This window comes from Pseudooceanicola antarcticus (assembly GCF_900215355.1).
Classification (GTDB): domain Bacteria; phylum Pseudomonadota; class Alphaproteobacteria; order Rhodobacterales; family Rhodobacteraceae; genus Pseudooceanicola; species Pseudooceanicola antarcticus.
Genome location: NZ_OBEA01000010.1, coordinates 84,880 through 107,432 on the forward strand (window position 1 = coordinate 84,880; position 22,553 = coordinate 107,432).

Genomic DNA, 22,553 nt, shown 5'->3' on the forward strand with positions numbered 1-22,553 from the left:
GTTTGAGGCAATGAGCTAGAAATACGGGAAAGGATCCCCGAATGAACAACCATCACGAACATGCCAACGGATCTGACGATCAAGTTCCTTCTGGCTACGCGGGCACGGTCTTCACTTGCCCGATGCACCCCGAGGTACGCCGCGCCGAACCGGGAGATTGCCCGAAATGCCAGATGCATCTGGTGCCGGAGGGCGAGCCCTCGCAACACCACGCCCATCATCAGCACACGGGCGACGCGGTGGAGCCAAACCACTTGGACTCGGTTCCCAACGACTACACTGGCCCGGTTTATACCTGTCCGATGCACCCTCAGGTGCGCCAGACGCATCCCGGGTCTTGTCCGATCTGCGGTATGGGGCTGGAACTGGAATCGGCCGCCATGGAAGCGGAAGGCCCGAACCCGGAGCTTGTGGACTTCAGCCGTCGTTTCTGGGTGGGGGCCATTTTGACCGTACCGCTCCTTGTGCTGACCATGGGCCCCTATCTTGGCCTGAGCGGGGTGCGCGAGATATTCGGTGAACGCGTCACCCTCTGGGTCGAACTCGCGCTCGGGACACCCGTTGTCTTTTGGTCCGGCTGGCCTTTCCTTGTTCGTGGCTGGAACTCGTTCCGGACAAGGAACCTCAATATGTTCAGTCTCATTGCCATGGGTGTAAGCGCCGCATGGCTGTTCAGCATCATCGCCGTCCTGGCACCGGGCATATTCCCCGATGGGTTCCGGGATGCCGAAGGGCATGTCGGCGTCTATTTCGAGGCGGCGGCTGTGATCGTCACGCTGGTCCTTGTGGGACAGGTGATGGAGCTGCGCGCTCGCGAAGGCACTGGCAAGGCGATCCGTGCTCTTCTGGATATGGCCGCCAAGACGGCACGTATTATCCGCGACGACGGAAGCGAGGAAGAGGTTCCATTGGAACAGGTCCAGGTCGGCGACCGACTACGTGTGCGACCCGGTGACAAGGTGCCGGTCGATGGTATGGTCGTCGAAGGCAGGTCCTCAGTTGACGAAAGCATGATCACGGGCGAGCCGGTACCGGTAGAAAAGGTCGGAGGAGACCCTGTAACGGGCGCCACGATCAACGGAACCGGCAGCCTGATCATGGAGGCGACGCGCGTCGGCGCCGACACGATGCTGAGCCAAATCGTCGAGATGGTGGCCAATGCGCAGCGGTCTCGCGCGCCGATCCAGAAATACGCCGACAAGGTCTCCGGATATTTCGTGCCTGCAGTTATTGGCATCGCCGTGCTGGCCTTCATTGGCTGGGCCATTTGGGGCCCGGTCCCGGCCCTTTCCTATGCTCTTATTGCGGCCGTTGCCGTTCTCATCATCGCTTGTCCCTGTGCCCTCGGCCTTGCGACACCGATGTCTATCATGACGGCGACGGGGCGCGGCGCGCAGGCGGGTGTCCTGATCAGGAATGCAGAGGCACTGGAACGGTTCGAGAAGGTCGATACCCTGATCGTCGACAAGACCGGCACGCTGACGGAAGGCAAGCCGAAACTTGTCGGCGTCTACCCTGAACCGGGTCACGATGAGGTAGAAGTGCTTCGGCTTGCCGCATCGCTGGAACGCGGCTCCGAGCATCCTCTCGCGGAAGCCATCGTACGCGGTGCTGAAGAGCGTGGCGTCGACCTGGCAAAAGCCGACGCCTTCGAGGCGGTCACCGGCAAGGGCGTCAAAGGCACGGTGGACGGGCGGGTAGTGGCGCTCGGCAACGTGAAACTCCTGACTGACCTCGGACTTGATGCAGCAGAGCTTCGGGACAAGGCGGATGCCCGTCGGGATAATGGCGAAACGGTTATGTTTGTCGTCGTCGAGAATGACGTTGCCGGTCTTGTCAGCGTCGCAGACCCGGTAAAGGCGACCACACCGGCCGCCCTGAAGGAACTGCACGCACTTGGGTTCCGTATTATCATGGCGACGGGAGACAATGAGCGTACCGCTAGGGCCGTCGCGTCCAGTCTAGGCATCGACGAGATCCGCGCCGATGTGATGCCGGAAGACAAAGCGAAGATCATCAAGGAACTTCAGGCCAAGGGGCACAAGGTTGCCATGGCCGGCGACGGTGTCAACGATGCACCTGCCCTGGCTCAGGCCGATGTCGGGATTGCCATGGGCACCGGCGCCGATGTGGCCATTGAGAGCGCAGGGTTCACGCTCGTCAAAGGGAACCTCGACGGTATCGTGCGTGCGCGCAAACTCGCCCGCGCGACCATGCGGAACATACGCCAGAACCTGTTCTTTGCTCTGATCTACAACACTGCGGGCGTGCCCGTCGCTGCGGGGATCTTGTTCCCATTCCTCGGGATCTTGATCAGTCCGATGTTTGCGGCCTTTGCCATGAGCGCTTCCTCAATCTCGGTCGTCCTAAACTCCCTTCGGCTACGGCGCGCGCAGATTTGAGGGGAAACAAGAACGATCGCGAGGTCCATCAGACCGTTCAATAAACAGTATTGGGTACAATCCATCGCCGGAGAAGGGGCAACAGCGTTCAGACAATCACCTGCAAACCAAGGAGACCAAAATGACCTACATTTCCAGACAGATGATCTTAGCCATTGCTGTGGTGTGGGGGCTGCCAGTCGGCGCCCAAGACAGCGGGCATATGACAGATAATGGGGCGATGAGTCAGATGATGAGCTCCGGACTGTTCCTGCCAAACATGGATGCAGCCAAGGGGCGTGCGCTGTTCGCCTCGAAAGGCTGTGTCGTTTGTCATTCTATCAACGGGGTCGGAGGCGAGGATGCCCCCGCCCTTGATGCAGCGTATATGGACCTGCCAATGAACCCGTTTGAATTTGCCGCCCGAATGTGGCGCGGCGCGCCGGCGATGGTCGCTGCCCAAGAGGATGAGCTCGGCGGGCAAATTGAATTCACAGGTCAGGAGCTTGCCGATATCATCGCGTTCGTTCACGATTCCGAAGAACAGAAGGCATTCTCTGCCGGCGACATCCCCGAAAAGATTGAAGAAATGATGCACCAAATGGGTGAGGAGGATCACGACTGAAGCGTCAGGGGATATCGCAGTAGAATAAGGCAATGCGTCGAAAGTTTCATTTGCGCCCTAAGATGCCGATCCTATGGCGGACCGCTTCTGCGCCAGCCAAAGTAATCCAAATCCCGCGGCTAACATCGGCAAGGAAAGGACTTGCCCCATCGTAAGCCCCCAGTCACCAAACTGCACAACATACCCAATCGGATTGTTCACGTCTGCGAATTGAGCGTCGGGCTGGCGAAACAACTCTACAAAACTTCTCGCAAAACCATATCCGGCCAGGAAGAGCCCGCAAATTGCCCCTGGTGTCCTAAGCCATCCGCGCCGCCACGCAAGGAATAGGAGAGCGAAGCCAAGCAACAGGCCTTCCAAAAGGGCTTCGTACAGTTGCGAAGGATGCCGTGCGCAAATGTCGGTTATTCCCGGGCATGATTGCGCTGCGTCACCGGGAAATATGACGGCCCAGGGCATGTCCGATGGGCGGCCCCATAGTTCATTGTTTATGAAATTTGCGATCCGGCCCAAGAACAAGCCCGGAGGCGTTGCCAGAGCGAGAAGGTCAGCCATGCTCAGGAGCGGCATACGCTGACGGATGCCATAAACAAGCGCGGCAATGGTTACTCCAGCAAACCCACCATGAAATGACATTCCCCCTTGCCAGACCTTCAGAATTTCTAACGGATTGGCAAGATAGAACCCGCGCTGATAGAACATCACGAACCCTAACCGCCCGCCAACGATCACCCCGATGATAATCCAGGTCAAAAGATCCTCAATTTGGCGCGGTGTTAGCGGGGCGCCCGATGCAGGCCACAGAGCGGCGCGTTTGACCGTGGCAACACAAATTCTCCAGCCGACGAGAAGGCCGATGATATAGGCCAACGCATACCAGCGGAGAGTCAACGTAAACGTGCCGATCTCAACCGAAAATATATCCGGCCCGATATTTGGGAACGGAAGTGCGGACAAAGGCATGGACATTCTTTCTAGTCATTCGGGTGAGGTCGGATCGTGCACATACGCCGTTCGTGCTCTCTCATGGTTTGTTCATCGCGAGTGAAGCTTCCGCGGGCTATTGGCCCGACTGGAGTTCTTCCAAGGACTGCAAAATGACACTTTGGCGCGGGTCTTCGGAGGAAACGGGCACCAATAGCTCTTTGGCTCGACTGTACGCGTTCAAGGCGAGGTCAGTTTCGCCGAGCACCCTGTAGGCCCTGCCAAGACGCATCCATCCATCGATATCGTCTGGTTCAGCCTCAAGGCGTGTTGCCAAACGTTCCACCATGGATCGGATAAATGCATCTCGATCGACATCATCCATCTGGCTGGCCGCTTCGACATCTGCAGCAGTGGGGCCGGGCGAATTGCCTGACATTACTGGAGCATAATCCGACAAACTGATAGGCGCTCGGCCTAGTGCCGCACCTATCCGGTTTGCTTCCGCGACAAATGTTTCCATCCAGGGTGCGAACCCATCCACTTCGTCCAATCGCGTGAGAAGACGATTGTAGGCCTGCTCATTCGCACCCGCTTGCGCAAGCCCGACAGCATCGTAAAAAGTTCCAGCAGGATTGGTCGGATCGAGCTCAAGTGCTCTTGCAATGGCCCGCTTCGCTTGGGGTGTCACGATCCCCTGTTCGGAAACGATGAGAGCTTCCGCATAGATCGAAAACACAGCAGAATCGGCATTCATGGATTGTGTTGCACGCTCGTAGGCCGATGCGGCATCCGAAGAGCGGCCCAATTTCATGAAGGTCTGTCCAAGGAGCATCCAGCCCTCCAAGGCTCCGCCTTCTGAATCCGCCTGCAACCGCTGCAATAGCTTCTGCGCCAACGCTTCGATTTCACGATTTTGCGCGACCTCTGCCTGGCGATCCTCGAAAGCGATGCTGGATAGGTTTGGCGCTCCAGCAAAACTGTAATACCCCGCCGCGAACAGCGGCACAAAGACCGCAGCAGCCATGAGTATGACCCTGCCGCCGCCGCTGGATTCCCCGGTGTTTTTTACTCTCCCCACGGAGAGAACCCGCCGCTTGATTTCCTGTCGCGCCGCATGCGCCTCTGCGACTGAAAGCAGGCCGCGTTCAGCATCCCGATCGACTTCAGACAACTGGTCCTTCAAAACTGCGAGAGTCCTGTCTTCGGCCGGACCTTGCACCAAGGCAGGCTTCCACGCCGAAGCCGCAACAATCCCTGAGGCAGTCAAGGCGAGGACTGCCATTGCAATCCATATCATCGGTGGTCCCCTTCGCTGGATGAAGTGAAAATGCGTGCGACCTCGGCCTCCTCGTCATCGCTCAGGTCTGCGATTTTTTTTCTTTTTCGAGAGCCCATCAGGATGCCGCCACCGATCCCCAGAGCCAAGAGCCCAAGGAGTGGGGGGGTAAACCAGAGAGCGTAGGTCTCGGGTTTAAACGGAGGCTTCAGTAGAACGTAGTCGCCGTATCTCGCTTGGATGAAAGCAATTGCATCTTCGTTCGTGTCACCCGCAACCAACCGTTCCCGGACCAAAAGTCGTAGGTCGCGCGCAACGCCGGCGTTCGAGCTGTCAATATCCTGATTTTGGCAAACTACGCAGCGAAGCTGCCTGGAAACCTCCCGTGCCCGAGCCTCGAGGATTGGGTCGGAGAGGATTTCGTCGGGCTCAACAGCCTGCGCAGACATTGGCATGATGAGTGCCAACACAAGGAAGAAACTACGCATGTCAGCTCCTCTCCTCTAACACACCCGCTTGTCGGAGAGCTTGGCGAAAGGCTGATACAGCCTCTTCACCGACGATCGGGCCGACGTATCGGTAGAGCACCGTTCCATCGCCTCCGACAATGAATGTCTCGGGCACACCCGAAATCCCCCACTCGATCCCGGCACGACCTGACAGATCCGAGCCAATACGTTCGTACGGGTTCCCGAGATTTCGAAGCCAATTGACCGCGTCTGCGGGTTGATCCTTGTAGTTGATCCCGAACAAACGCACGCCATCGCGCTCAACCAAAGCGCTCAGAACCGCGTGTTCGGCACGACAGGGAACGCACCAGGAAGCGAAGACATTGACGACGACTGGCGTTGGGTTTCCGAGCAGGTTTTCCCGAGACAGTCCCTGTACATCAAGACCCGGCACCGGCCCGAGATTGAACGAGGGAGCTGGCTGAGAAATGAGAACCGAAGGAATCTCGCTTGGGTCACGATTGGGATTCAGGCCCCACAAGAAAAATCCGCCGACAATCACTGCCAGTACCAAGGGAATAATCGCTACAGCTCGTTTCATTGCTCACTCCGCTGCGACCGGTTTCGTGGATCGTGCCTTGGAGCTTTGGGGTGCCCCGACACGGAAGCGGCGATCGGACAAGGACAGACTGCCGCCTATGACAAGCATGGCCGCACCCAACCAAAGCAAGCCGACGAATGGCTCATAGAGAATACGCAGAGTCCAGGCACCGCTCTCTTCGGCTTTGTCCAGAGAGGGTTCCGTGATCGAAGCGTATAGGTCTCCCGCCAGGGTTGACCGTATCGCCGATTCTGTTGTCGTACTTTGTGCGACCGGATAGCTGCGCCGCTCAGGTTTGAGAGCCGTCACGAAAGAGCCGCCCCTTTCGACGCGCAGGGTTCCCTGATCCGCAATATAGTTCGGGCCACGAACGCGCTGCACACCTTCAAATGTGACATCAAATCCCGCAATGTTGACACTCGTGCCGGGCTCTACAAATGCGATCTCTTCAGATTTCCAAACCGAAGAGCCAATCATGCCGATCATCAAGACCGCAACTCCCGCATGAGCGAGCGTCATTCCATGCGCCGCGCGGGGCAAATTGCGGGCACGCCGGATGCTTTCCTGGAGCGGAACCTCGAACAAACGAACCCGCAGCGCCCATTCACGTATGGAAGCAAAAAACAACCAAAGCGCGATGAGGATCGAAAGATATGCCAACACGGGCCCGCCTTTGGCGAAATACCAAATTGCGAGCGTTGCCAGCACCGCCAGCACCACCACGAAGCGGACACGTTGAAGCACTCCGACCAGATCGGCTCGTTTCCAGGACAAAAACGGCCCGAGACCCATGACAAAAACCAAGGGGAGCATCATTGGTACGAACGCGCCATTGAAGAACGGCGGACCGACGGAAATCTTGTCACCAGAAACGGCTTCGAGAAACAGCGGATAAAGCGTACCGAACAGAACCGTGCCAGTCGCTGTAGCCAGGATCAGGTTGTTTAGCAACAACCCTGCCTCTCGACTAATCGGCTTAAACAACCCGCCACCTTCCATCATTGGCGCCCGCCACGCATAGAGTGCAAGTGAGCCACCAATTGAAATCGCAAGCAGGCCAAGAATGTATAGGCCTCGCTCCGGATCCACGGCAAAAGCATGCACAGAGGTCAGCAAGCCAGACCGAACCACAAATGTGCCGAGGAGTGACAGCGAAAACGTCAAGATCGCGAGCAGGATTGTCCAGCTTTTGAACGCGTCACGCTTTTCAGTGACAATCGCCGAATGGAGAAGTGCTGTCCCGAGAAGCCAGGGCATAAAACTGACATTTTCAACCGGGTCCCAGAACCACCATCCACCCCAACCCAGTTCGTAATATGCCCACCACGATCCGAGAGCTATCCCCGCAGTCAGGCTGATCCACGCGGCCAGTGTCCAGGGTCGAACCCATCTTGCCCAGGCTGTGTCGATCCGTCCCTCGATCAAGGCTGCGGCTGCAAACGAAAAGACGATCGAGAAGCCGACATATCCAAAATACAGCAGCGGCGGGTGCATCGCGAGGCCGATATCCTGGAGCAGAGGATTGAGGTCAGCGCCATCAAGCGGCGGAGGAAAGACGCGCTCGAACGGATTGGATGTAAAGAGAAGGAAGGACAGAAACCCGACGCTGATCCATGCCTGCATTGCCAAAGTTCGCGCTCGAAGTGTTTCCGGTAGGTTTGAGCCGAAAGCAGCAACCGCAGCACCGAAGATGGTCAGAATGAAGACCCAGAGCAGCAACGATCCTTCATGACTTCCCCAAGTCGCCGCGACTTTGAAGATCATTGGTTTCAGCGAATGCGAATTGTTCGCGACGTTCAAAACAGTGAAATCAGAGACAACAAAAGCGCGCATCAAGGCGGCAAAGGCAAGTCCGACGAAGACGACCTGCCCAAAAGCAGTTGACCGGGCTGAACGCATCCAGAGAAGATTGCCCCGGGCCGCGCCGAAAAGAGGAATAGTCGATTGGACGATGGCCAACGCCAATGCGAGGGCCAGCACAAAATGGCCGAGTTCCGGGGTCATAGGAGCCTCATGATCTTTGGCAGTGGGATCGACTGGTGATCAGTTTCTCAGTCGTCTAAAGCGGCCTTGCGCTTGCGATACTCGTCTTCATCAATCTCACCGCGCGCGAAGCGATCCCTGAGAATGTCCTGAGCACTAGACCCGGAAACACGGTCCTTTTCGCTGAACCAGCGAACGGCGAAGAATATCAGCGCAATAATCACGCCCCAGAACACGATCATCATCAGCCCTCCCAGCATTCCAAATCCACCGCCCCACATGTGGCCGTAATAATCTCCGCCTGGGTCCGCCATGGCGGCCGTCGCGAACAGCGTGAATGCTGCGGTTGTGTTGGTAAGTCTAAGCATGTCGGTTTCCTTTTCTGTCATTTCATGTTTCAGCAACTGGCAATCGAATTGTCGCGATAAGCCCGCCGTCCGGGTGGTTCGCCAGACTGATCTCCCCACCCTGCGCGCGAAGAATGGACCTTGCGATCGACAGGCCCAGCCCATGCCCGCCGGTTTCCAGAGATCGGCTTTCTTCAAGCCTGAAGAATGGGTCAAATACGCGTTCCAATTCTGCGGTTGGAATCCCCGGCCCTCTGTCAGTGACGGAAATTTCTATTTCCCCATCGGCTGATATCCAGCCCAGCGTTGCGGACCCGCCGTAGCGCACCGCGTTCTCGATCACGTTTCGCAATGCCCGTCGAATGGCATTGGGGCGCAATCGAACCGTGACTTCGGGGCCGTCAGAGAGCACAAACGGTACGACCATATCCCCCCGCAGAGCTTCTAGGAACGATTGCAGGTCAACATCCTGCATTGGTTCGTTCCCTGAGAGACCTTTCGCGAAGGTAAGGGTTGCTTCCACCATCGACTGCATTTCTTCGACGGTTGCGACGAGACTCTCTCGGGTTTCGTCTTCCTCTACCATTTCTGAATGTACTCTCATTGCGGTAAGCGGAGATCGAAGATCATGTCCAAGGGCCGCCAGAACCCTCGTTCGGTCGGCAACGAACCGTGTCAGCCTGTCCTGCATGCGGTTGAAACCAGCGGTCAGCTCCCGAACCTCCTGGGGTCCCCGTTCTGGCAACGCGTCTATGTCTTCTCCACGCCCCAATCGTTCCGACGCCCCGGCCAATCGCCGCAGAGGGCCCAGCAGTCCGGTCATGACAAACCAGCTCACTGCGACCAACAGGGCCATTGCCGTCAGACCAAATGTCAGCATGGAATAAAGCGGCCACTGGATCGGCGGACGCTCAAAGCGCGTACTTACGTTCAACCACTGGCCACCGGCGATCGAAATTGAAAGGTTCATCTCGATAGCGGACAGTTCACCTCGCATCATGGCCAAGTGCATCTCGGTCATTTCGTGCGACAGGTTCGGTAGCGGCAGGATCGCGCCTTGGATCTGGTGAAGCTCTACACGAATGTCGCGACTGTAGCTGTCGTTCAGGAGTGCGCGGACGCGGGTTTCAACCAACCCGCCATCCGAATGGTCGCTATGTTGCACAAGCGGCTTCGTCCCGAGGTCAAAGCGAACAAGGGGCGAGTTCGCCGCGCGGATAATTGATGGGCGCAGGTCAGCGGGTGCCTCTTCAATCAAGCGCGCAACATTTGCCGCTCGTCCAGCTGCCTCAAACCCAAGAGCAGCCCGTATGGCGAGGCTTCGTTCATCGGCGAAGAGCCACAGGCTGACAAACTGTGCGATCCCCAACGCGATAATGATGAGAAGAACGAGTTGGATCCGGAGAGATCGTAGGAGCCGCCAGATCATTCGGACACCTCGACGTCGACCGACAGGCAGTAGCCGCCGCTTCTGATCGTCTTGATAATACGTGGACGGAGAATGTCGGGCTCGAGCTTTCGCCGAAGGCGCGAAATCTGGTTGTCAATTTTCCTGTCCAACGGACCAGCGGAAATGCCCTGAGAAAGATCTAGCAACTGATCGCGGCTCAACACCATCCGAGGGCGCTCCAGAAGGACCGTCAGCAGTTTGAATTCTGCGACCGTAAGAGCGGTCTCTTGTCCCGCGTCGTCGAGAAGCACCTGCCGGTCTACATCCAAGGTAAGGTGTGCAAAGCGGACTTTGCGGCCGCTCAGAGATCCGGTGAAGGCTTCTTTGTGCTCGCTTCTTCGCAGGACGGCTTTGATCCTCGCAAGGAGTTCGCGTGGATTAAACGGCTTGGGAAGATAATCGTCCGCACCGATCTCCAAACCGACAATACGGTCCGCATCTTCACCGAGCGCGGTCAACATGATGATCGGCAGTCGCCCTTCGCTTGACAGACGTTGGCAAACGGAAAGGCCATCCTCGCCAGGCATCATGATATCCAGGACCAGTAGGTCGAAGCTTCCGACAGCCAGCTTCGCGTCCATCTCCGCCGCATCCTTGGCAGCGGTTGCTCGCATGCCATTCTTTTCCAGATAGCGGGTTACACTTTTCCGGATCTGTTCATGGTCATCCACGACGAGAATATGTGGCGCGTGTTGCATGGGGCCCTTCTAAAGCATTGGAAATCAGACGGTCAGGTTCCTTTTTGTCGCCAATTGTATCAGCCCCTGTCCATTGCGACAGACGGATACAAATCCACGGGTGTACGTCCTTACATTCAAATGTTTGATGCCAAGTTGTATGAGGTCAAAAGAAGGAAAGGCTTCAAAATGTCCTACTCAACAAAAATTTCTACCGGTCTTCTGGTTGCCGTTCTCACAGCAGGTGCTGCGCTCGCCGATGACAGCCATCACCAAGCTGCGGGCGCTGAAAGCGTCTCTCCCAATGTACTTGCTCAACCGATGGCAGGGACGGGCGGGCCCGGAATGCTGATGGGTGGCGGCATGATGGATCCCAGTCAGATGGCCGAGCATCTTCAGATGATGCACGGCATGATGCGCATGATGATGCAAATGCATTCGGGCATGATGAGCGGAAACGGCAGCATCATGGGACCAAGCACAACCGGTCAAGGTATGTTCCCGATGATGGGGGGCAACATGATGTCAATGTTCGATATGGATGGAAACGGCGCAGTGTCTCCCGAAGAGGCGCATGAGGGCCTTCAGTCGATGCTGTCGGACTATGACGCCGACGGTAACGGCACGCTCTCGATTGACGAATTCGCGTCGCTTCACGCCAAGGCGATGCGCGAGACCATGGTCGATCGTTTCCAGATGCTCGATGCTGATGGCGACGGCCAGATTTCTCAAGGCGAAATAGTCGCCCCTGCCGACAACATGGCACAGGGTATGACAGCAAATCCCGGAATGATGACGGACCAAGACAACTGAACCCCGTCGTTCAGAATTTCCCCATTCAGGCAAGCCCGTCAACGGTTCGGCGCTTTGGGTTTGCCTGAACAAGATCGAGAGGGCTCAAAATGAGTTATACCTACAACAGACATCTGCCCAATACGGCGATTGATGATGCGGAGATGCGCCTGCGCGAAGCCCTGAAAGAAAAGGGATTTGGTGTACTGACCGAAATCGACGTCCAGGCAACAATGAAGAAAAAGATTGACCGCGACATGGATGGATACCGCATTCTGGGTGCGTGCAACCCTCATATGGCATGGGAGGCCATTGGGCTGGAGCCCCGTATAGGATCGATGCTGCCTTGCAACGTGATCTTGCGGACGGTCGAAAACGGCACTGAAATCAGCGCTGTTGATCCTGTGGCTTCGATGGCCGCTGTCGAGAATGAGAAGCTGCACGAAGTCGCCGCGCAGGTGCGCGATATGCTGCGATCTGCGGTTGACAACGCATAAACTAAACTGAGGAGGCAGACCATGCTGAGCCGCCGTCAAACTTTTGGCCTGTTCGCATCGAGCACCTTGCTTGCCTATTCGCCAGCTTGGGCTGACAACCATGACGTATGGGCGCTCGATACTCTCCATGATGCGCTGAAAAGCGATTTGGCAAGGCTTGTGGACATCCGCAGACCCGAGGAATGGCAAGATACCGGCGTCGCGGAGGGGGCGTGGCCAATCGACATGACCCATCCGCGGTTCGGGGAGCGCCTCTTCGCCGCCCGCGATCTTGCTGCGGGACGCCCGGTCGCCCTGATTTGTCGGACCGGCCATCGCTCAGGTCTCGTAATGAGCAAGTTGCGTGAAGCGAAAGCTGCCGGCTTTGTTGACGCCGTAGGCGGGATGCTTGGCGCCCCGGGGAGATCCGGCTGGATCGAGCAAGGTCTGCCGACAGTAACAAGAGAAGCCGCACTGGCCGCCCTCCCAAGTGAGCTAGCGTGAGACACAAGCTATACCATGACCAATCGTAGAGCCTTCATCGCCGGCTTGGCTGGCCTGCCGTTTGCCACAGGTCCGCTGGCGGCCATCGCACAGGAGAGTGTCAGGGCGTTGGCTATGCCACCATTGCTCGACGCAACCCGCGATCGGCATTTCCGTCTGACTGCCCAAAAGGGCAAGACCGATTTTACAGGACTGGGCGGCGGCGAAACCTGGGGGTTCAACCAATCCTTTTTGGGGCCTACACTACGTCTTCCCGCAGGAGCTTCGACGCAAGCACAGATCGACAATACGCTGTCAGAGAAAATCTCGGTGCACTGGCACGGTATGCTGATACCCGGCGAAGTTGACGGCGGCCCACACCAGACGATTGAACCGGGCACGACTTGGTCTCCCGAACTGGATCTGACACAACCACCCGCTACTCTTTGGTACCACTCGCACGTTCATGGCGACACCGGACGACAAGTTCAAAGGGGATTGGCCGGTGTGATCCACGTTGATGACGGTCGGGACGATGCTCGGGGTCTCCCGATCTCATACGGCGTCGATGATTTGACATTGGTTCTGCAAGACCGCCGGTTCGACCGGCAGGGCCGCATCGATTATGGCCTGTCTATGCCAGATCAGATGATGGGTTTCATGGGAAATGTCATTCTTGTTAACGGTCAGCTAGGCACCCAGGCTGTCGTCCCTCGCGGTATTGTCCGTTTGCGCTTGCTCAACGGCTCGAACGCGAGGATTTATCCCCTATCGTTTTCTGACCGTCGCGAGATGCACCTCATCGCGACGGACAGTGGCTATCTTAATCAACCTGTCGCAATTGAGTCCCTCGTGATCGCTCCCGGCGAACGATACGAAGTCCTCGTCGATTTTTCGGGAGGAGAGGCTGGCACGCTGGTATCCTCTGCAAATCCCAATCAGATGATGGGTGGGATGATGGGCGGCGCGAGCACTGCTGGGGGGAGCTTCGTAGTTCTACCCTTTGGTGTGGATGTGAGACTTCCTGCCCGCATTCTGGAAATACCCGCCGACTTGGGCGGCGTCCTGCCTGACAGTGAGGCCCGATCAGTCAATACACGTCAGATCACACTCGATATGCCAATGGGGATGGGCATGATGATGCGTAGGTCGAATGATCGGTTTGCGATCAATGGGCAGTCCTTCGACATGGGGAGGATAGACTTGTCTCTTTCGAAGGGGGCGACCGAGATTTGGCAAGTCTCCTCAAACATGATGATGCACCCGTTTCATGTTCATGGCGTGAGGTTTCAGGTGCTCGCCGAAAACGGAAAGAAACCAAGCATACAAAATTCTGGCTGGAAGGATACCGTGCTCGTAAATGGCCGTGTCGATATCCTGGTCAGCTTTGAGCAGACGGCAGATCGCGCCAATCCCTTCATGTATCACTGTCACATCCTTGAACACGAAGATGGAGGAATGATGGCGCAGTTCACGGTCACATGATCGTGCAAGCATGGGGATATGGTCGCCTGATTGGTTGTTTGGCGATAGCAACTGTTCTGTCTCTTGCAGTTTTCGGCCTTTTTTCGGGCACGGTTTCTCTGAGCAATCTTGGGGTCGCCTTTTCACAGGCTGAAGTGCAGCGCCATATTGAAAATGCCGGAGCCGTTGGCCCCCTCGCGGTTATTGCACTCATGGCCCTCGCGATTGTCGCAAGCCCCATACCGAGCGCACCAATCGCACTAGCCGCCGGGGCTGCATTTGGCCACTATCTCGGAGCCGCCTACGTAGCCATAGGCTCGGAGCTCGGTGCTACAATCGCATTTGTCATCGCGCGAAAACTCGGTCGAAGCACAGTTCGGCGTTTTTTGGGTAAATATTCAGAGTTCGGGCTGTTGGGGTCGCAAAAGGCTCTGATGTTATCAGTGTTTGCGTCCCGCCTGCTTCCATTCGTTTCTTTCGATGCAATCAGCTATGTTGCGGGCTTGAGCCAACTTCATCTATGGCGCTTCATGCTGGCAACTTTTGCCGGGATTTTGCCGGCGAGTTTTGTTCTTGCCCATTTTGGAGCTGTGGCCATGTCAGGGGATTGGGGAACGGCTGAATGGATCACGATAGGACTTGGGGTTGTGACAGCACTGCCTTTTGTCTTTTTGACCCTCAAAAATAGAAAGCAGATCGACGATGAATAGCGACTATAAAGCGGGCAGCATTTCTCTTTGGGATGCCGTCGCCATGGGGACTGGTGTCATGATTGGCGCCGGAATTCTGGCACTCACAGGCCAAATTGCGGAACTGGCCGGCCCTACCTTTCCACTTGTGTTCATCGTTGGAGCCATCGTTACAGCCTTCAGCGCTTACACTTACATAAGAATGTCCAATGCCTACCCGTCAGCTGGCGGAATTGGAATGATCCTGCAAGAGGCCTATGGACCAACCGCCGTAGCCGCTGCAGCGGCTTTGCTTATGGCTCTGTCAATGGTCATTAACGAAAGCCTAGTCGCACGGACCTTCGCAAACTATTTGCTCCGTGGACTGGGCATTGCACCAGATGGCTTACTGGTTCCGGCAATAGGCGTTGCTCTCATTATCGCAGCCTATGTCGTCAACATCTCGGGCAACCGCTCTGTAGGCTGGATTTCCCAATTGCTCGCCGTACTGAAAGTTGGCGGTATCACTCTGTTTGGGATCTCTGCGCTTTGGGCCGGCGGGTTTACTTTTGGCACAACAGGAGATGGAACAGCTTCACAGGGTCTCAGTGGATTTGTTGGTGCCACAGCGTTGGCAATTCTGGCATTCAAAGGGTTCACGACAATCACCAACAGCGGCGCCGAGATAGTGGACCCACACCGCAACATCGGACGCGCGATCATCATTTCATTGGCGGTCTGCGTAGTGGTGTATCTCTTGGTAGCATTTGCGGTGGGAAGCAGCTTGCCGCTTGGCAAGATCGTCGAAGCAAAAGACTATGCGCTCGCGGAAGCGGCAGCACCGTCCCTTGGGGAAACGGGCTTCTATCTGACCGTCGCGCTCGCTTTGATCGCAACTGCATCAGGCGTGATTGCCAGCATCTTTGCGGTATCTCGTATGTTGGCAATGCTGACAGAGATGAAATTGATCCCGCACAGTCATTTTGGGATGTCAGGCGGAGTCCGCGACCATACACTGATCTACACAGTAGTGATTGCGAGCCTGCTGACCATTCTCTTCGACGTTAGCCGAATAGCTTCTATGGGGGCCTTCTTTTACCTTGTAATGGATATGGTTATTCACTGGGGAGTGTACCGAAACCTTAGGGCCGAGCTTTCTGCGCATGGATGGATCATGTTGACTGCAATCGGTCTCGACGCGATCGTGCTTGTCGTATTCGCTTCACTAAAGTGGCAGAGCGATCCAATGATTGTAGTGGTCGCATTCGCGATCATGGCTTGTGTATTGATCTTTGAGCATTGGTTTCTTCAGCGCACAAAAACCGAGCCACATCAACATGATCACAATGGGAATTGAGTGCTCGCGTGATGACCAGGTATCGAAGCAGTAATTCTTAGCGCTTCCAACATTCAAATTGGTCGGGTTTGAGCGATTTTGAGATCCACTTTGCCGATGTGTAGGACTACTTCCGTTGCCTCAATGCCGGGCGCCAACGCGCGTTTCACGAGGTCAGTGAAGACTATGGAAGACTGGTCGAGCCATTGAAATGAGGAAACGCAAGAGCTTAACCGCCGTCGAGACCCTCGTAGTAGACGAGCGCGGGCATGTTGCGGCGCTGGTGCACGATGCGCAGGATGACTGCCGCCCCATCCGCGGCATCTAGCCGCTTGTAGAAGATCACGTGACGTTGGCAGTTGACGGACCGCATCCCCGGAACGAAGAGACTCCTGTCCCGACCCCGGTCGGGATCCCCGGTGATCTGCTCGAAGGCGTTAACCAACTGGCGGTAATAGACGAGCCATTGATCCCTACCCCAAGTTTCGACGGTGTAGGCACGGATCTCTTCAAGGTCGGCCCTGGCCCGACCGGAAAGCCGAATAGTCATGTGGGTCAGCGATCAAACGCATCCGGTTCGAAGGCATGAGCATCGAACTCGGCGAAATCCCCATTTTCGGCCAGGGAGGCTGCTTCCTCTAGGTCGGCCTTGAGGGAATAGAACTGCCGGGCGCCATCCTTCTCCATCAGCATCCTTACGCCGGCGCGCACGACTTCGCTCAGATTGGCGTAGGCGCCGGACTCGATCTGCGCCTGCACATATTTCTGCATCGGTTCGGTCAGGTGGACGTTTGGCATCAGACTCTCCTATCCATGCTCAATCGTATCAGATACTGACATAGATATTCAAGCTCATGCTCGATCCCAACTTGGGCCCCAAATCGGCTCGCTGGCTGCTCCCGCCCTTCTGATCCCGGATTCCATGCGGAGAGCCGGGCCCGGCAGTTTCCCGATACAGCCCTTCCCGAGGCCACGAGCGCTGCGCCACGCGGTTTGGAGGGCTCATTCGATCTGTCCTTCCGTGACCACTTTCGCGGCCACATTGGAACACCCAATTTCCCCTTTGTAACAGACGTTTGTTTAGCAGCTAACGTGAAAGGGGTCCGCAATTTTGGCCACTTTCAAGACGCAGAAGCAGCCAGAACCGGCGTCAGATCTTGGAAGCGGTCAAGCGACACAAGCGAACAGTCGCAAGCAACCATCAATCAAATCGTCTTGCTATCATTAATGTTGTTTCGTATCGCTGCACCATTATAGATGGAGTCGGCATCATGAAGCACGTGATCCACAGCGTGGCAACAGCCACGGCACTAACCATATCCGGACTAATGGCCTCGTCAGGTCCGGCTCAAGCCTATCAGGTCGACTGTGCAATCCTCCTCTGCCTTGCGGGCGGCTGGCCTGCCTCCGCGCCCTGCGCGCATGCCAGAGCGGTCTTCATTCGGCGGATCACACCATGGCCGATCGAGCCGCCCTTACAAATCTGGCGGTGTCCGATGGGTGTGTCGTTCAACGATCCCAGCCCGATGTCGCCTATGGAACGCCTTAATGACACCACGTTCCGCGATCCGCCCGAACCGCAGGAATCGACTCCGATACCCCTTGTTCACGTCCAAGCAGATGAGCAAGCTGACATCGACATCTCAGGCGACGCCTTTGATTTCGTGCGCAGCATACGGGTCTATCACATCCAGTACCGCCAGCATGAAAACCGAGATGGCGACTGCAATCGCAGCGACTCGACGCGATTGGGGTCCTACGGCGTGCAGGGCGACTACCGATGGACAAGATCCACCGTGGGCCAGGTGCCAGCCGCATCCGGCCTGAGCATCCCGAATGGATGTGGCAGCTACTTCTACCGTTCCGTCTTCGTCGACTGGCGTGATCACGCCGGGAACTATGGTTCTGAAGAAGTTCGCTACTGACAAAATCTGCGCGCGGTTTTGCCGCGCGCGTCATCTCAACCCCGCACGTAAGGCTGTGCAAAACCCCCGAAAAGGAGACGACGCCAGACCGTGAAGCCTGACGCCGTGCTAGAAAACTCCGTGAACAAGAGTTTCCTAGCGCACCGCTAAAACACCTGCAACCAGCAAAGTTGTTTTGCTGGCAAGAATGTTGTTGTCTCACGACATGGCGTCGGTTCTCCAAGGAGACCTCGACCATGGAACCTACGACCGGCCTGATCCTGCGACGGATCACGCAGACAAATCTCTCTGTTGCAGCGCACAAGCTTGCTACCCTCATCCTCGATGCCATCGCCTGGAAGGATGGCTACAACGGTTTGTCGCGCGGAACGGCAGCCTTCACCCTCTCTGCCCTAGCGGAGAGGATGGGTGTTTCACGACAATATCTTTCGGTTCTTTTGAGCGAACTTGAGACGTCGGAGTTGCAGCTCGAGCGGGCGAAGCCGAATGGCAAGTTCGCGCCCTGGATCTTTCGGTTTTCCGCCTTCGACAAGGAGAGTGAACCCCATGATCTCGTGTCAGGTGAAGACGACACATCACTATCTAGAGATAATAATAACAAAACTATCTTCTCAGGGCTGATCGATATCACCGCGAGTTCGAACGTTTTTCAGACCAGTTGGGCAGAGCTCATCAAAGCGGCGAAGGCCACGTTGCCCTGCTGGAACATCGACACCCAGGTCATCTGGGATCGCTTCCTCGCCTTCAACCGATCCCGAGGCAACGGCAGGGTGCCGGCCGGCTTCCTGCTTGGCTTCATGCGCCGATGGCGAAATTCGTGGGGAACTCCAACTTGTCCCGCGGTCAAGCCGCCCGCGAGACCAATAACGGATCCCAAAGAGCGCGAATTGCTGAGACAGATGCAAGCCGCACCAACTGCGAACCGCCAGTTCCACGCGTCCGACTTGTGTCGCTTGATCGGACACGCTGCCTACGAAGCGCGGGTACTCGATGTGATCCGCAAGTTTGGGTGCCAGAGGTTTTCAGCAACTTTGGCGGTGCACGGACGGGCGGTGTTTGCTGGCGAGATTGCGCGGTGACTTTCACTCAGTTGGCCAATCAAGCTCGACTTCAGCCAGATTGTGGGCGCAATAGCCGGTGTGGTCGCGCAGTGAGTTCTTGAAGCACTGCATCGGCTTGAAGCCATGTGCCTTCCTATCCGAGGGGCCGAAGCCGGAAGGGATGGCCTGAATGTCGTATGAACGGCGGTTGCCTGAGAAAGGACTCCCGTCTCCCGCTACAAGCGGCGGTTCAGCGACCGGAGTTGATGATTGCCAGCCGAAGGGGCAATCCAGTTGGGGAGGTGAAGTCGCTGTGGGCGGCTTCGACGGCCACGTCAGCGCAGCCGCTTCTTCATGCGCTCGATCTGCTCGGGCGAGCCCTCGAAGCTGTAGCCTTCGCGGGTCTTCTTCATCCGCACGCCGGGACCGGCAGCCTTCTTGAGGCTGTCTTCAACGTGCTTCTCCATGCTGCGCGTCAGCTCACGCTGAAGCTGGGCGGCAGAGGCGATCTTGCGGCCATTGAACCGCATTTCGATGCGAGCCATCGCGTCGTTCCTTTTCTGTTAGCCCTTCGGAGGGAAGGGATCGTTGCCGTAGGTGTTACGCTCGCGGATGCGACCGTTCTCGCCGTGGATCAGCATCTCGCTGCCCTGGCGCATGGCGGATTCTCGCGCGGCCGCGATGGCCTCGCGCTGCGTGCCATGGACGGAAGACGCGCGGGAGTTGCCCGCCCCCCTTCACTGCCCAACCGCCCTGATGCGGCACAACATGCTGATTTTTCTTAGACATTTTAAGCTCCATATGTCGATTTCGGTTGACGATTCTGCCAACCTTGTGTTTAAATATAGATTAGGAAATGGCGCTTATCAACCAAAACAACAACCGCCGGGAGAGGACCATGTTCGGACAAAGGCTCAGGCTTGCCCGCAAGCGGGCTGGCCTATCCATGCAAGCTCTCGCCGACCGCGTGACCCCAAGCGTGTCGGCGCAGGCCATCAGCAAATACGAAGCGGACAAGATGATGCCGTCCTCGTCGGTGTTGGTCGGCCTCGGAAAGGCGCTCGGCGTGTCGCTGGATTTTCTTGTCGGTGGCCAGGTCGAAGCTCTGGAAAGCGTCGAGTGGCGGAAGAACTCGACTGCCTCGGCGCAGGATCGCGCGATGGCGGAAGCCATCGTGATCGAGAAGCTCGAAGACTATCTCGCCATCGAGGACATCCTCGACCTGCATCCGGCTGAAGACCCGTTCGCCGCGCTGCGCGTGGACATGGTAGCCGATGAAGAGGCCATCGACGCCAAAGCGCGGGACGTGCGGCGCGAGTGGAAGCTCGGGATCGACCCCATCCCAAGCATGACCGCCCTGCTCGAAGACAAGGGGCTCAAGGTCATCGAGGCCGATCTACCTGAGCGCATCAACGGGCTGGCTTGTCATGTTGAGCGGGCGGAAGGTGCACCGACTGAGGTGATCGTCGTCTCGCGGCACACCAACGTCGAGCGCAAGCGCTTCAACCTCGCCCATGAGCTCGCGCATCGGATCATCATCGAGACCGGCAATGTCGCGCTGAAAAAGGAGCCGTCCATGCACCGCTTCGCGGGGGCGTTTCTTATCCCGCGCGAGCATCTGGAAGAGGAAGCTGGCCGGAACCGGCACGGCATGACCTGGATAGAGATCATGCGGCTCAAGCGCACCTACGGAGTCTCTGCCGCCGCGATGCTCGTGCGGCTCGGCCAAGTGGGCATTCTGTCGAAGAGCGCTGTGGAATATGCGTTCAAGACCTATGCGCGAAGCTGGCGGCGCGAAGAGCCGGAGCCTATCGGTCCCGGTGAGGGTTTCGCGGCCTTCGAGAAGCCGCAACGCTTCGAGCGCCTCGTTTGGCGCGCGCTCGGCGAGGAGTTGATTTCGCCTGTTCGCGCTGCCCAGATGCTCGGGCTCCCTTTGAGCGTTGTCGAACGTGACATCAGGGGGCCGCGTGACCAGTGACCTGTATCGTCGTCAATGATGCGTCCTGCCTGATCGACCTGAAGAAGGGAGAGTTGCTGCACGTCCTGCTGCGGCTGCCCTATCGGTTCATCGTGCCCCTGCCCATCCGTGAGGAGGAGCTCCTCGACTTCACGGCGCAGGAATGGCGGATGCTCGAAGATGGTGGCCTTGCCACCTATGATCTGCCGGGCGAAGAGGTCGCGCGGGTTTTCGCACTGAAGGGGAGTGGACAAAACATGGGGGTCATGCGGCGCGTTTTCTGTTTGCGACGGTCAGCCGACCATCGAGAACTGCGGCCCTTGTGACGGCTACTCGGTGAGCCCCTTTGGGCGACCACCGCATCCTTCTGCGCTTTCCCATGCGGGCATTGGCAATGTCATCGACTGATCCTTCGGCACGAGATGACGAGATGGGCAGCCCGTTACGGTACCGTCGGCCATAGTCGACAAGAGATTCCATGTTGTTCGCGAGATAGGTGTACAGTGTCCCGCATCGGGCCTGCACACGAGCGGCAGCGGTGCGGACAGCCAAAGGTTCTTCCGCAAGGCGGGTGCAATCGTGCATGAGCCCTTTCAGATAAGTTTCCGCGACCCGTGCTCTGCCATGCCACAGCCACCAGCGAAGGCTTTTCGCGGGGCGCTGGAACAGCACCGGAATTCCAGTGAATCCCGGTATCTGGACCAGACCCTGAACGGCGGCCTCGACATGTCGAATACGCATCGAGATGTGCCACCAGTCGAGGATATGCTTCACCTGGCCGTCGCCACCCATGGCATTCCGTATGAGGTTCGGGAGAGCAAGCTCGCCATCAGAGATTACCGTCAACAGACGGCCCGGCTTCCATCCAAAGTCTGACAGCTCTTCTCGCATCCGGCTGCCTGGCGATGCCGTCGCATTGGCGACCAAGCCAAATCGTCGGCACATATTGCGACTTTCAATCTTGCCGACCACAAGATCCAGGTGTCGCTGCTGATACTCCGGTCGACAGCGGATATGCGCACCGTCCAGAAAAACCGTCAAACCCCCTTTGGGAAGTGCTTCAGCGGGATCGCCTGATGCCCTTCGACTTTTCTCGAGCCCCGCGGCTACTCTTCCCAACCGGTCACGCACCGTGGTGTGATGGGGCGGATGGCAGGGGAGGAAGCTTTTCATCAGCCGCGCGGCTTCGCGAAAGGAATGCCGGGACCCGAGTTCCGCATGGAGCCGCTGCAGCTCCGGGGTAGCCCGGTCAGGAAAGAAATAGGCCAGCGGAGAAATAGGTCCGCCGGGCATCGCCGCTGACCTGGCATCACACGAACAGCGGCGCAAGCGCGCGGCTTTGACCCGAACCCGCCCAAAGAGCGTGTCGAGATCGCGCGTGCGATAGTCATGAATGGCACGAACCGAGGCGCAATCCGGGCATACGCGGCTTTCTCGGATGATTTCCTCAACCTGATCGCAAAGAATTGCCCGCTGAATCTGTTCGACAACCCTCTTCCCATCCTCGAGGCGCAACCCGATCCCGTCTGGACAGGTCACCCGGTAGGGTCGTGAAATGCCGTCAAGCTGATGAGTGCGCTTCTCCCCGTTGTCGAAGGTAGTTTCGATTGTAATCCGTACGTCCATGGCAGCCCCACACGCAAAGAACTCACCTTAGCACGGGCCGCAACGACGAAGATGACCCCCATGTTTTGTC

General features: G+C 57.3%; 25 protein-coding genes. 12 read left to right on the top strand and 13 right to left on the bottom strand.

Features of this window, described 5'->3' with window-relative positions; translation table 11 throughout:
• Nucleotides 1-41: 41 nt before the first annotated feature.
• The gene (locus tag CRO50_RS19210) at nt 42-2,402 is read left to right on the top strand and encodes a copper-transporting P-type ATPase (protein ID WP_009573624.1); all 2,361 of its coding nucleotides are present in this window, start codon (nt 42-44) and stop codon (nt 2,400-2,402) included.
• Between the two features lie 121 nt (nt 2,403-2,523).
• Nucleotides 2,524-3,006 carry a c-type cytochrome gene (locus CRO50_RS19215; protein WP_028095400.1) on the top strand — a complete coding sequence of 161 codons (483 nt, stop codon included), beginning with the start codon at nt 2,524-2,526 and terminating at the stop codon, nt 3,004-3,006.
• A 57-nt stretch (nt 3,007-3,063) separates the two neighbouring features.
• On the opposite strand, the gene lgt is transcribed toward CRO50_RS19215, so the two are convergent.
• The 8 genes from lgt to CRO50_RS19255 form a co-directional block, all read right to left on the bottom strand.
• On the bottom strand, nt 3,064-3,969 hold the full coding sequence (gene lgt / locus CRO50_RS19220) for a prolipoprotein diacylglyceryl transferase (RefSeq protein WP_028095401.1): 906 nt from the start codon (nt 3,967-3,969) through the stop codon (nt 3,064-3,066).
• A gap of 97 nt (nt 3,970-4,066) precedes the next feature.
• Complete coding sequence (gene ccmI, locus CRO50_RS19225) at nt 4,067-5,230, bottom strand: c-type cytochrome biogenesis protein CcmI (protein ID WP_097147519.1); 1,164 nt, start codon at nt 5,228-5,230, stop codon at nt 4,067-4,069.
• Nucleotides 5,227-5,697: a cytochrome c-type biogenesis protein gene (locus tag CRO50_RS19230; protein ID WP_028095417.1), complete on the bottom strand. Its 471-nt coding sequence runs from the start codon at nt 5,695-5,697 to the stop codon at nt 5,227-5,229. The genes ccmI and CRO50_RS19230 overlap by 4 nt, the downstream gene beginning before the upstream one ends.
• A gap of 1 nt (nt 5,698) precedes the next feature.
• Nucleotides 5,699-6,259: a DsbE family thiol:disulfide interchange protein gene (locus CRO50_RS19235; protein WP_038068298.1), complete on the bottom strand. Its 561-nt coding sequence runs from the start codon at nt 6,257-6,259 to the stop codon at nt 5,699-5,701.
• Between the two features lie 3 nt (nt 6,260-6,262).
• Nucleotides 6,263-8,263, bottom strand: coding sequence for a heme lyase CcmF/NrfE family subunit (locus CRO50_RS19240; RefSeq protein WP_097147520.1), 2,001 nt, complete (start codon nt 8,261-8,263; stop codon nt 6,263-6,265).
• 47 nt (nt 8,264-8,310) lie between these two features.
• A complete protein-coding gene (locus tag CRO50_RS19245; protein ID WP_198431755.1) occupies nt 8,311-8,610 on the bottom strand; it encodes an SHOCT domain-containing protein in 300 nt (99 codons plus the stop codon).
• A gap of 22 nt (nt 8,611-8,632) precedes the next feature.
• Nucleotides 8,633-10,018: an ATP-binding protein gene (locus tag CRO50_RS19250; protein WP_028095414.1), complete on the bottom strand. Its 1,386-nt coding sequence runs from the start codon at nt 10,016-10,018 to the stop codon at nt 8,633-8,635.
• Nucleotides 10,015-10,737: a response regulator gene (locus CRO50_RS19255; protein ID WP_009573615.1), complete on the bottom strand. Its 723-nt coding sequence runs from the start codon at nt 10,735-10,737 to the stop codon at nt 10,015-10,017. The genes CRO50_RS19250 and CRO50_RS19255 overlap by 4 nt, the downstream gene beginning before the upstream one ends.
• Here CRO50_RS19255 and CRO50_RS20425 point away from each other — a divergent pair.
• The 6 genes from CRO50_RS20425 to CRO50_RS19285 all read left to right on the top strand — a co-directional run bounded on the left by CRO50_RS20425 (nt 10,699) and on the right by CRO50_RS19285 (nt 15,956).
• The gene (locus CRO50_RS20425; RefSeq protein ID WP_229861857.1) at nt 10,699-11,529 is read left to right on the top strand and encodes an EF-hand domain-containing protein; all 831 of its coding nucleotides are present in this window, start codon (nt 10,699-10,701) and stop codon (nt 11,527-11,529) included. The two genes, CRO50_RS19255 and CRO50_RS20425, sit on opposite strands and share 39 nt — an antisense overlap.
• Before the next feature lie 89 nt (nt 11,530-11,618).
• The gene (locus CRO50_RS19265; protein ID WP_009573613.1) at nt 11,619-12,005 is read left to right on the top strand and encodes a DUF302 domain-containing protein; all 387 of its coding nucleotides are present in this window, start codon (nt 11,619-11,621) and stop codon (nt 12,003-12,005) included.
• Between the two features lie 21 nt (nt 12,006-12,026).
• On the top strand, nt 12,027-12,488 hold the full coding sequence (locus tag CRO50_RS19270) for a rhodanese-like domain-containing protein (protein ID WP_035367136.1): 462 nt from the start codon (nt 12,027-12,029) through the stop codon (nt 12,486-12,488).
• A gap of 15 nt (nt 12,489-12,503) precedes the next feature.
• Entirely contained in the window at nt 12,504-13,952 is a 1,449-nt protein-coding gene (locus CRO50_RS19275; protein ID WP_028095412.1) for a multicopper oxidase family protein, read from the top strand.
• Complete coding sequence (locus CRO50_RS19280; protein WP_028095411.1) at nt 13,949-14,641, top strand: TVP38/TMEM64 family protein; 693 nt, start codon at nt 13,949-13,951, stop codon at nt 14,639-14,641. The genes CRO50_RS19275 and CRO50_RS19280 overlap by 4 nt, the downstream gene beginning before the upstream one ends.
• Nucleotides 14,634-15,956: an APC family permease gene (locus tag CRO50_RS19285; protein WP_097147521.1), complete on the top strand. Its 1,323-nt coding sequence runs from the start codon at nt 14,634-14,636 to the stop codon at nt 15,954-15,956. Before CRO50_RS19280 ends, CRO50_RS19285 begins: the two co-directional genes overlap by 8 nt.
• Nucleotides 15,957-16,164: 208 nt before the next feature.
• Here the strand turns inward: CRO50_RS19285 and CRO50_RS19290 are convergent, their stop codons facing one another.
• Nucleotides 16,165-16,485 carry a type II toxin-antitoxin system RelE/ParE family toxin gene (locus CRO50_RS19290; RefSeq protein ID WP_028095409.1) on the bottom strand — a complete coding sequence of 107 codons (321 nt, stop codon included), beginning with the start codon at nt 16,483-16,485 and terminating at the stop codon, nt 16,165-16,167.
• Nucleotides 16,486-16,490: 5 nt separating this feature from the next.
• Nucleotides 16,491-16,733, bottom strand: coding sequence for a type II toxin-antitoxin system ParD family antitoxin (locus CRO50_RS19295; protein WP_028095408.1), 243 nt, complete (start codon nt 16,731-16,733; stop codon nt 16,491-16,493).
• A 473-nt stretch (nt 16,734-17,206) separates the two neighbouring features.
• Here CRO50_RS19295 and CRO50_RS19300 point away from each other — a divergent pair, with 473 nt between their 5' ends.
• Complete coding sequence (locus CRO50_RS19300; RefSeq protein ID WP_051693628.1) at nt 17,207-17,860, top strand: hypothetical protein; 654 nt, start codon at nt 17,207-17,209, stop codon at nt 17,858-17,860.
• 236 nt (nt 17,861-18,096) lie between these two features.
• Nucleotides 18,097-18,939 (top strand): hypothetical protein, encoded by an 843-nt coding sequence (locus CRO50_RS19305; protein ID WP_028095406.1) that lies wholly within the window; start codon nt 18,097-18,099, stop codon nt 18,937-18,939.
• Between the two features lie 296 nt (nt 18,940-19,235).
• On the opposite strand, the gene CRO50_RS19310 is transcribed toward CRO50_RS19305, so the two are convergent.
• Together CRO50_RS19310 and CRO50_RS20540 are read right to left on the bottom strand one after the other, a co-directional pair.
• Nucleotides 19,236-19,445 carry a hypothetical protein gene (locus CRO50_RS19310; protein ID WP_028095405.1) on the bottom strand — a complete coding sequence of 70 codons (210 nt, stop codon included), beginning with the start codon at nt 19,443-19,445 and terminating at the stop codon, nt 19,236-19,238.
• Nucleotides 19,446-19,463: 18 nt separating this feature from the next.
• Entirely contained in the window at nt 19,464-19,583 is a 120-nt protein-coding gene (locus CRO50_RS20540) for a DUF2188 domain-containing protein (protein ID WP_232617646.1), read from the bottom strand.
• Nucleotides 19,584-19,756: 173 nt separating this feature from the next.
• On the opposite strand from CRO50_RS20540, the gene CRO50_RS19320 reads away from it, so the two are divergent.
• Together CRO50_RS19320 and CRO50_RS19325 are read left to right on the top strand one after the other, a co-directional pair.
• Nucleotides 19,757-20,878, top strand: coding sequence for a helix-turn-helix domain-containing protein (locus tag CRO50_RS19320; RefSeq protein ID WP_028095403.1), 1,122 nt, complete (start codon nt 19,757-19,759; stop codon nt 20,876-20,878).
• A complete protein-coding gene (locus tag CRO50_RS19325; protein WP_232617643.1) occupies nt 20,875-21,183 on the top strand; it encodes a PIN domain-containing protein in 309 nt (102 codons plus the stop codon). Before CRO50_RS19320 ends, CRO50_RS19325 begins: the two co-directional genes overlap by 4 nt.
• On the opposite strand, the gene CRO50_RS19330 is transcribed toward CRO50_RS19325, so the two are convergent.
• The gene (locus CRO50_RS19330) at nt 21,122-22,483 is read right to left on the bottom strand and encodes an ISKra4 family transposase (protein WP_040182552.1); all 1,362 of its coding nucleotides are present in this window, start codon (nt 22,481-22,483) and stop codon (nt 21,122-21,124) included. The two genes, CRO50_RS19325 and CRO50_RS19330, sit on opposite strands and share 62 nt — an antisense overlap.
• Nucleotides 22,484-22,553 lie beyond the last annotated feature (70 nt).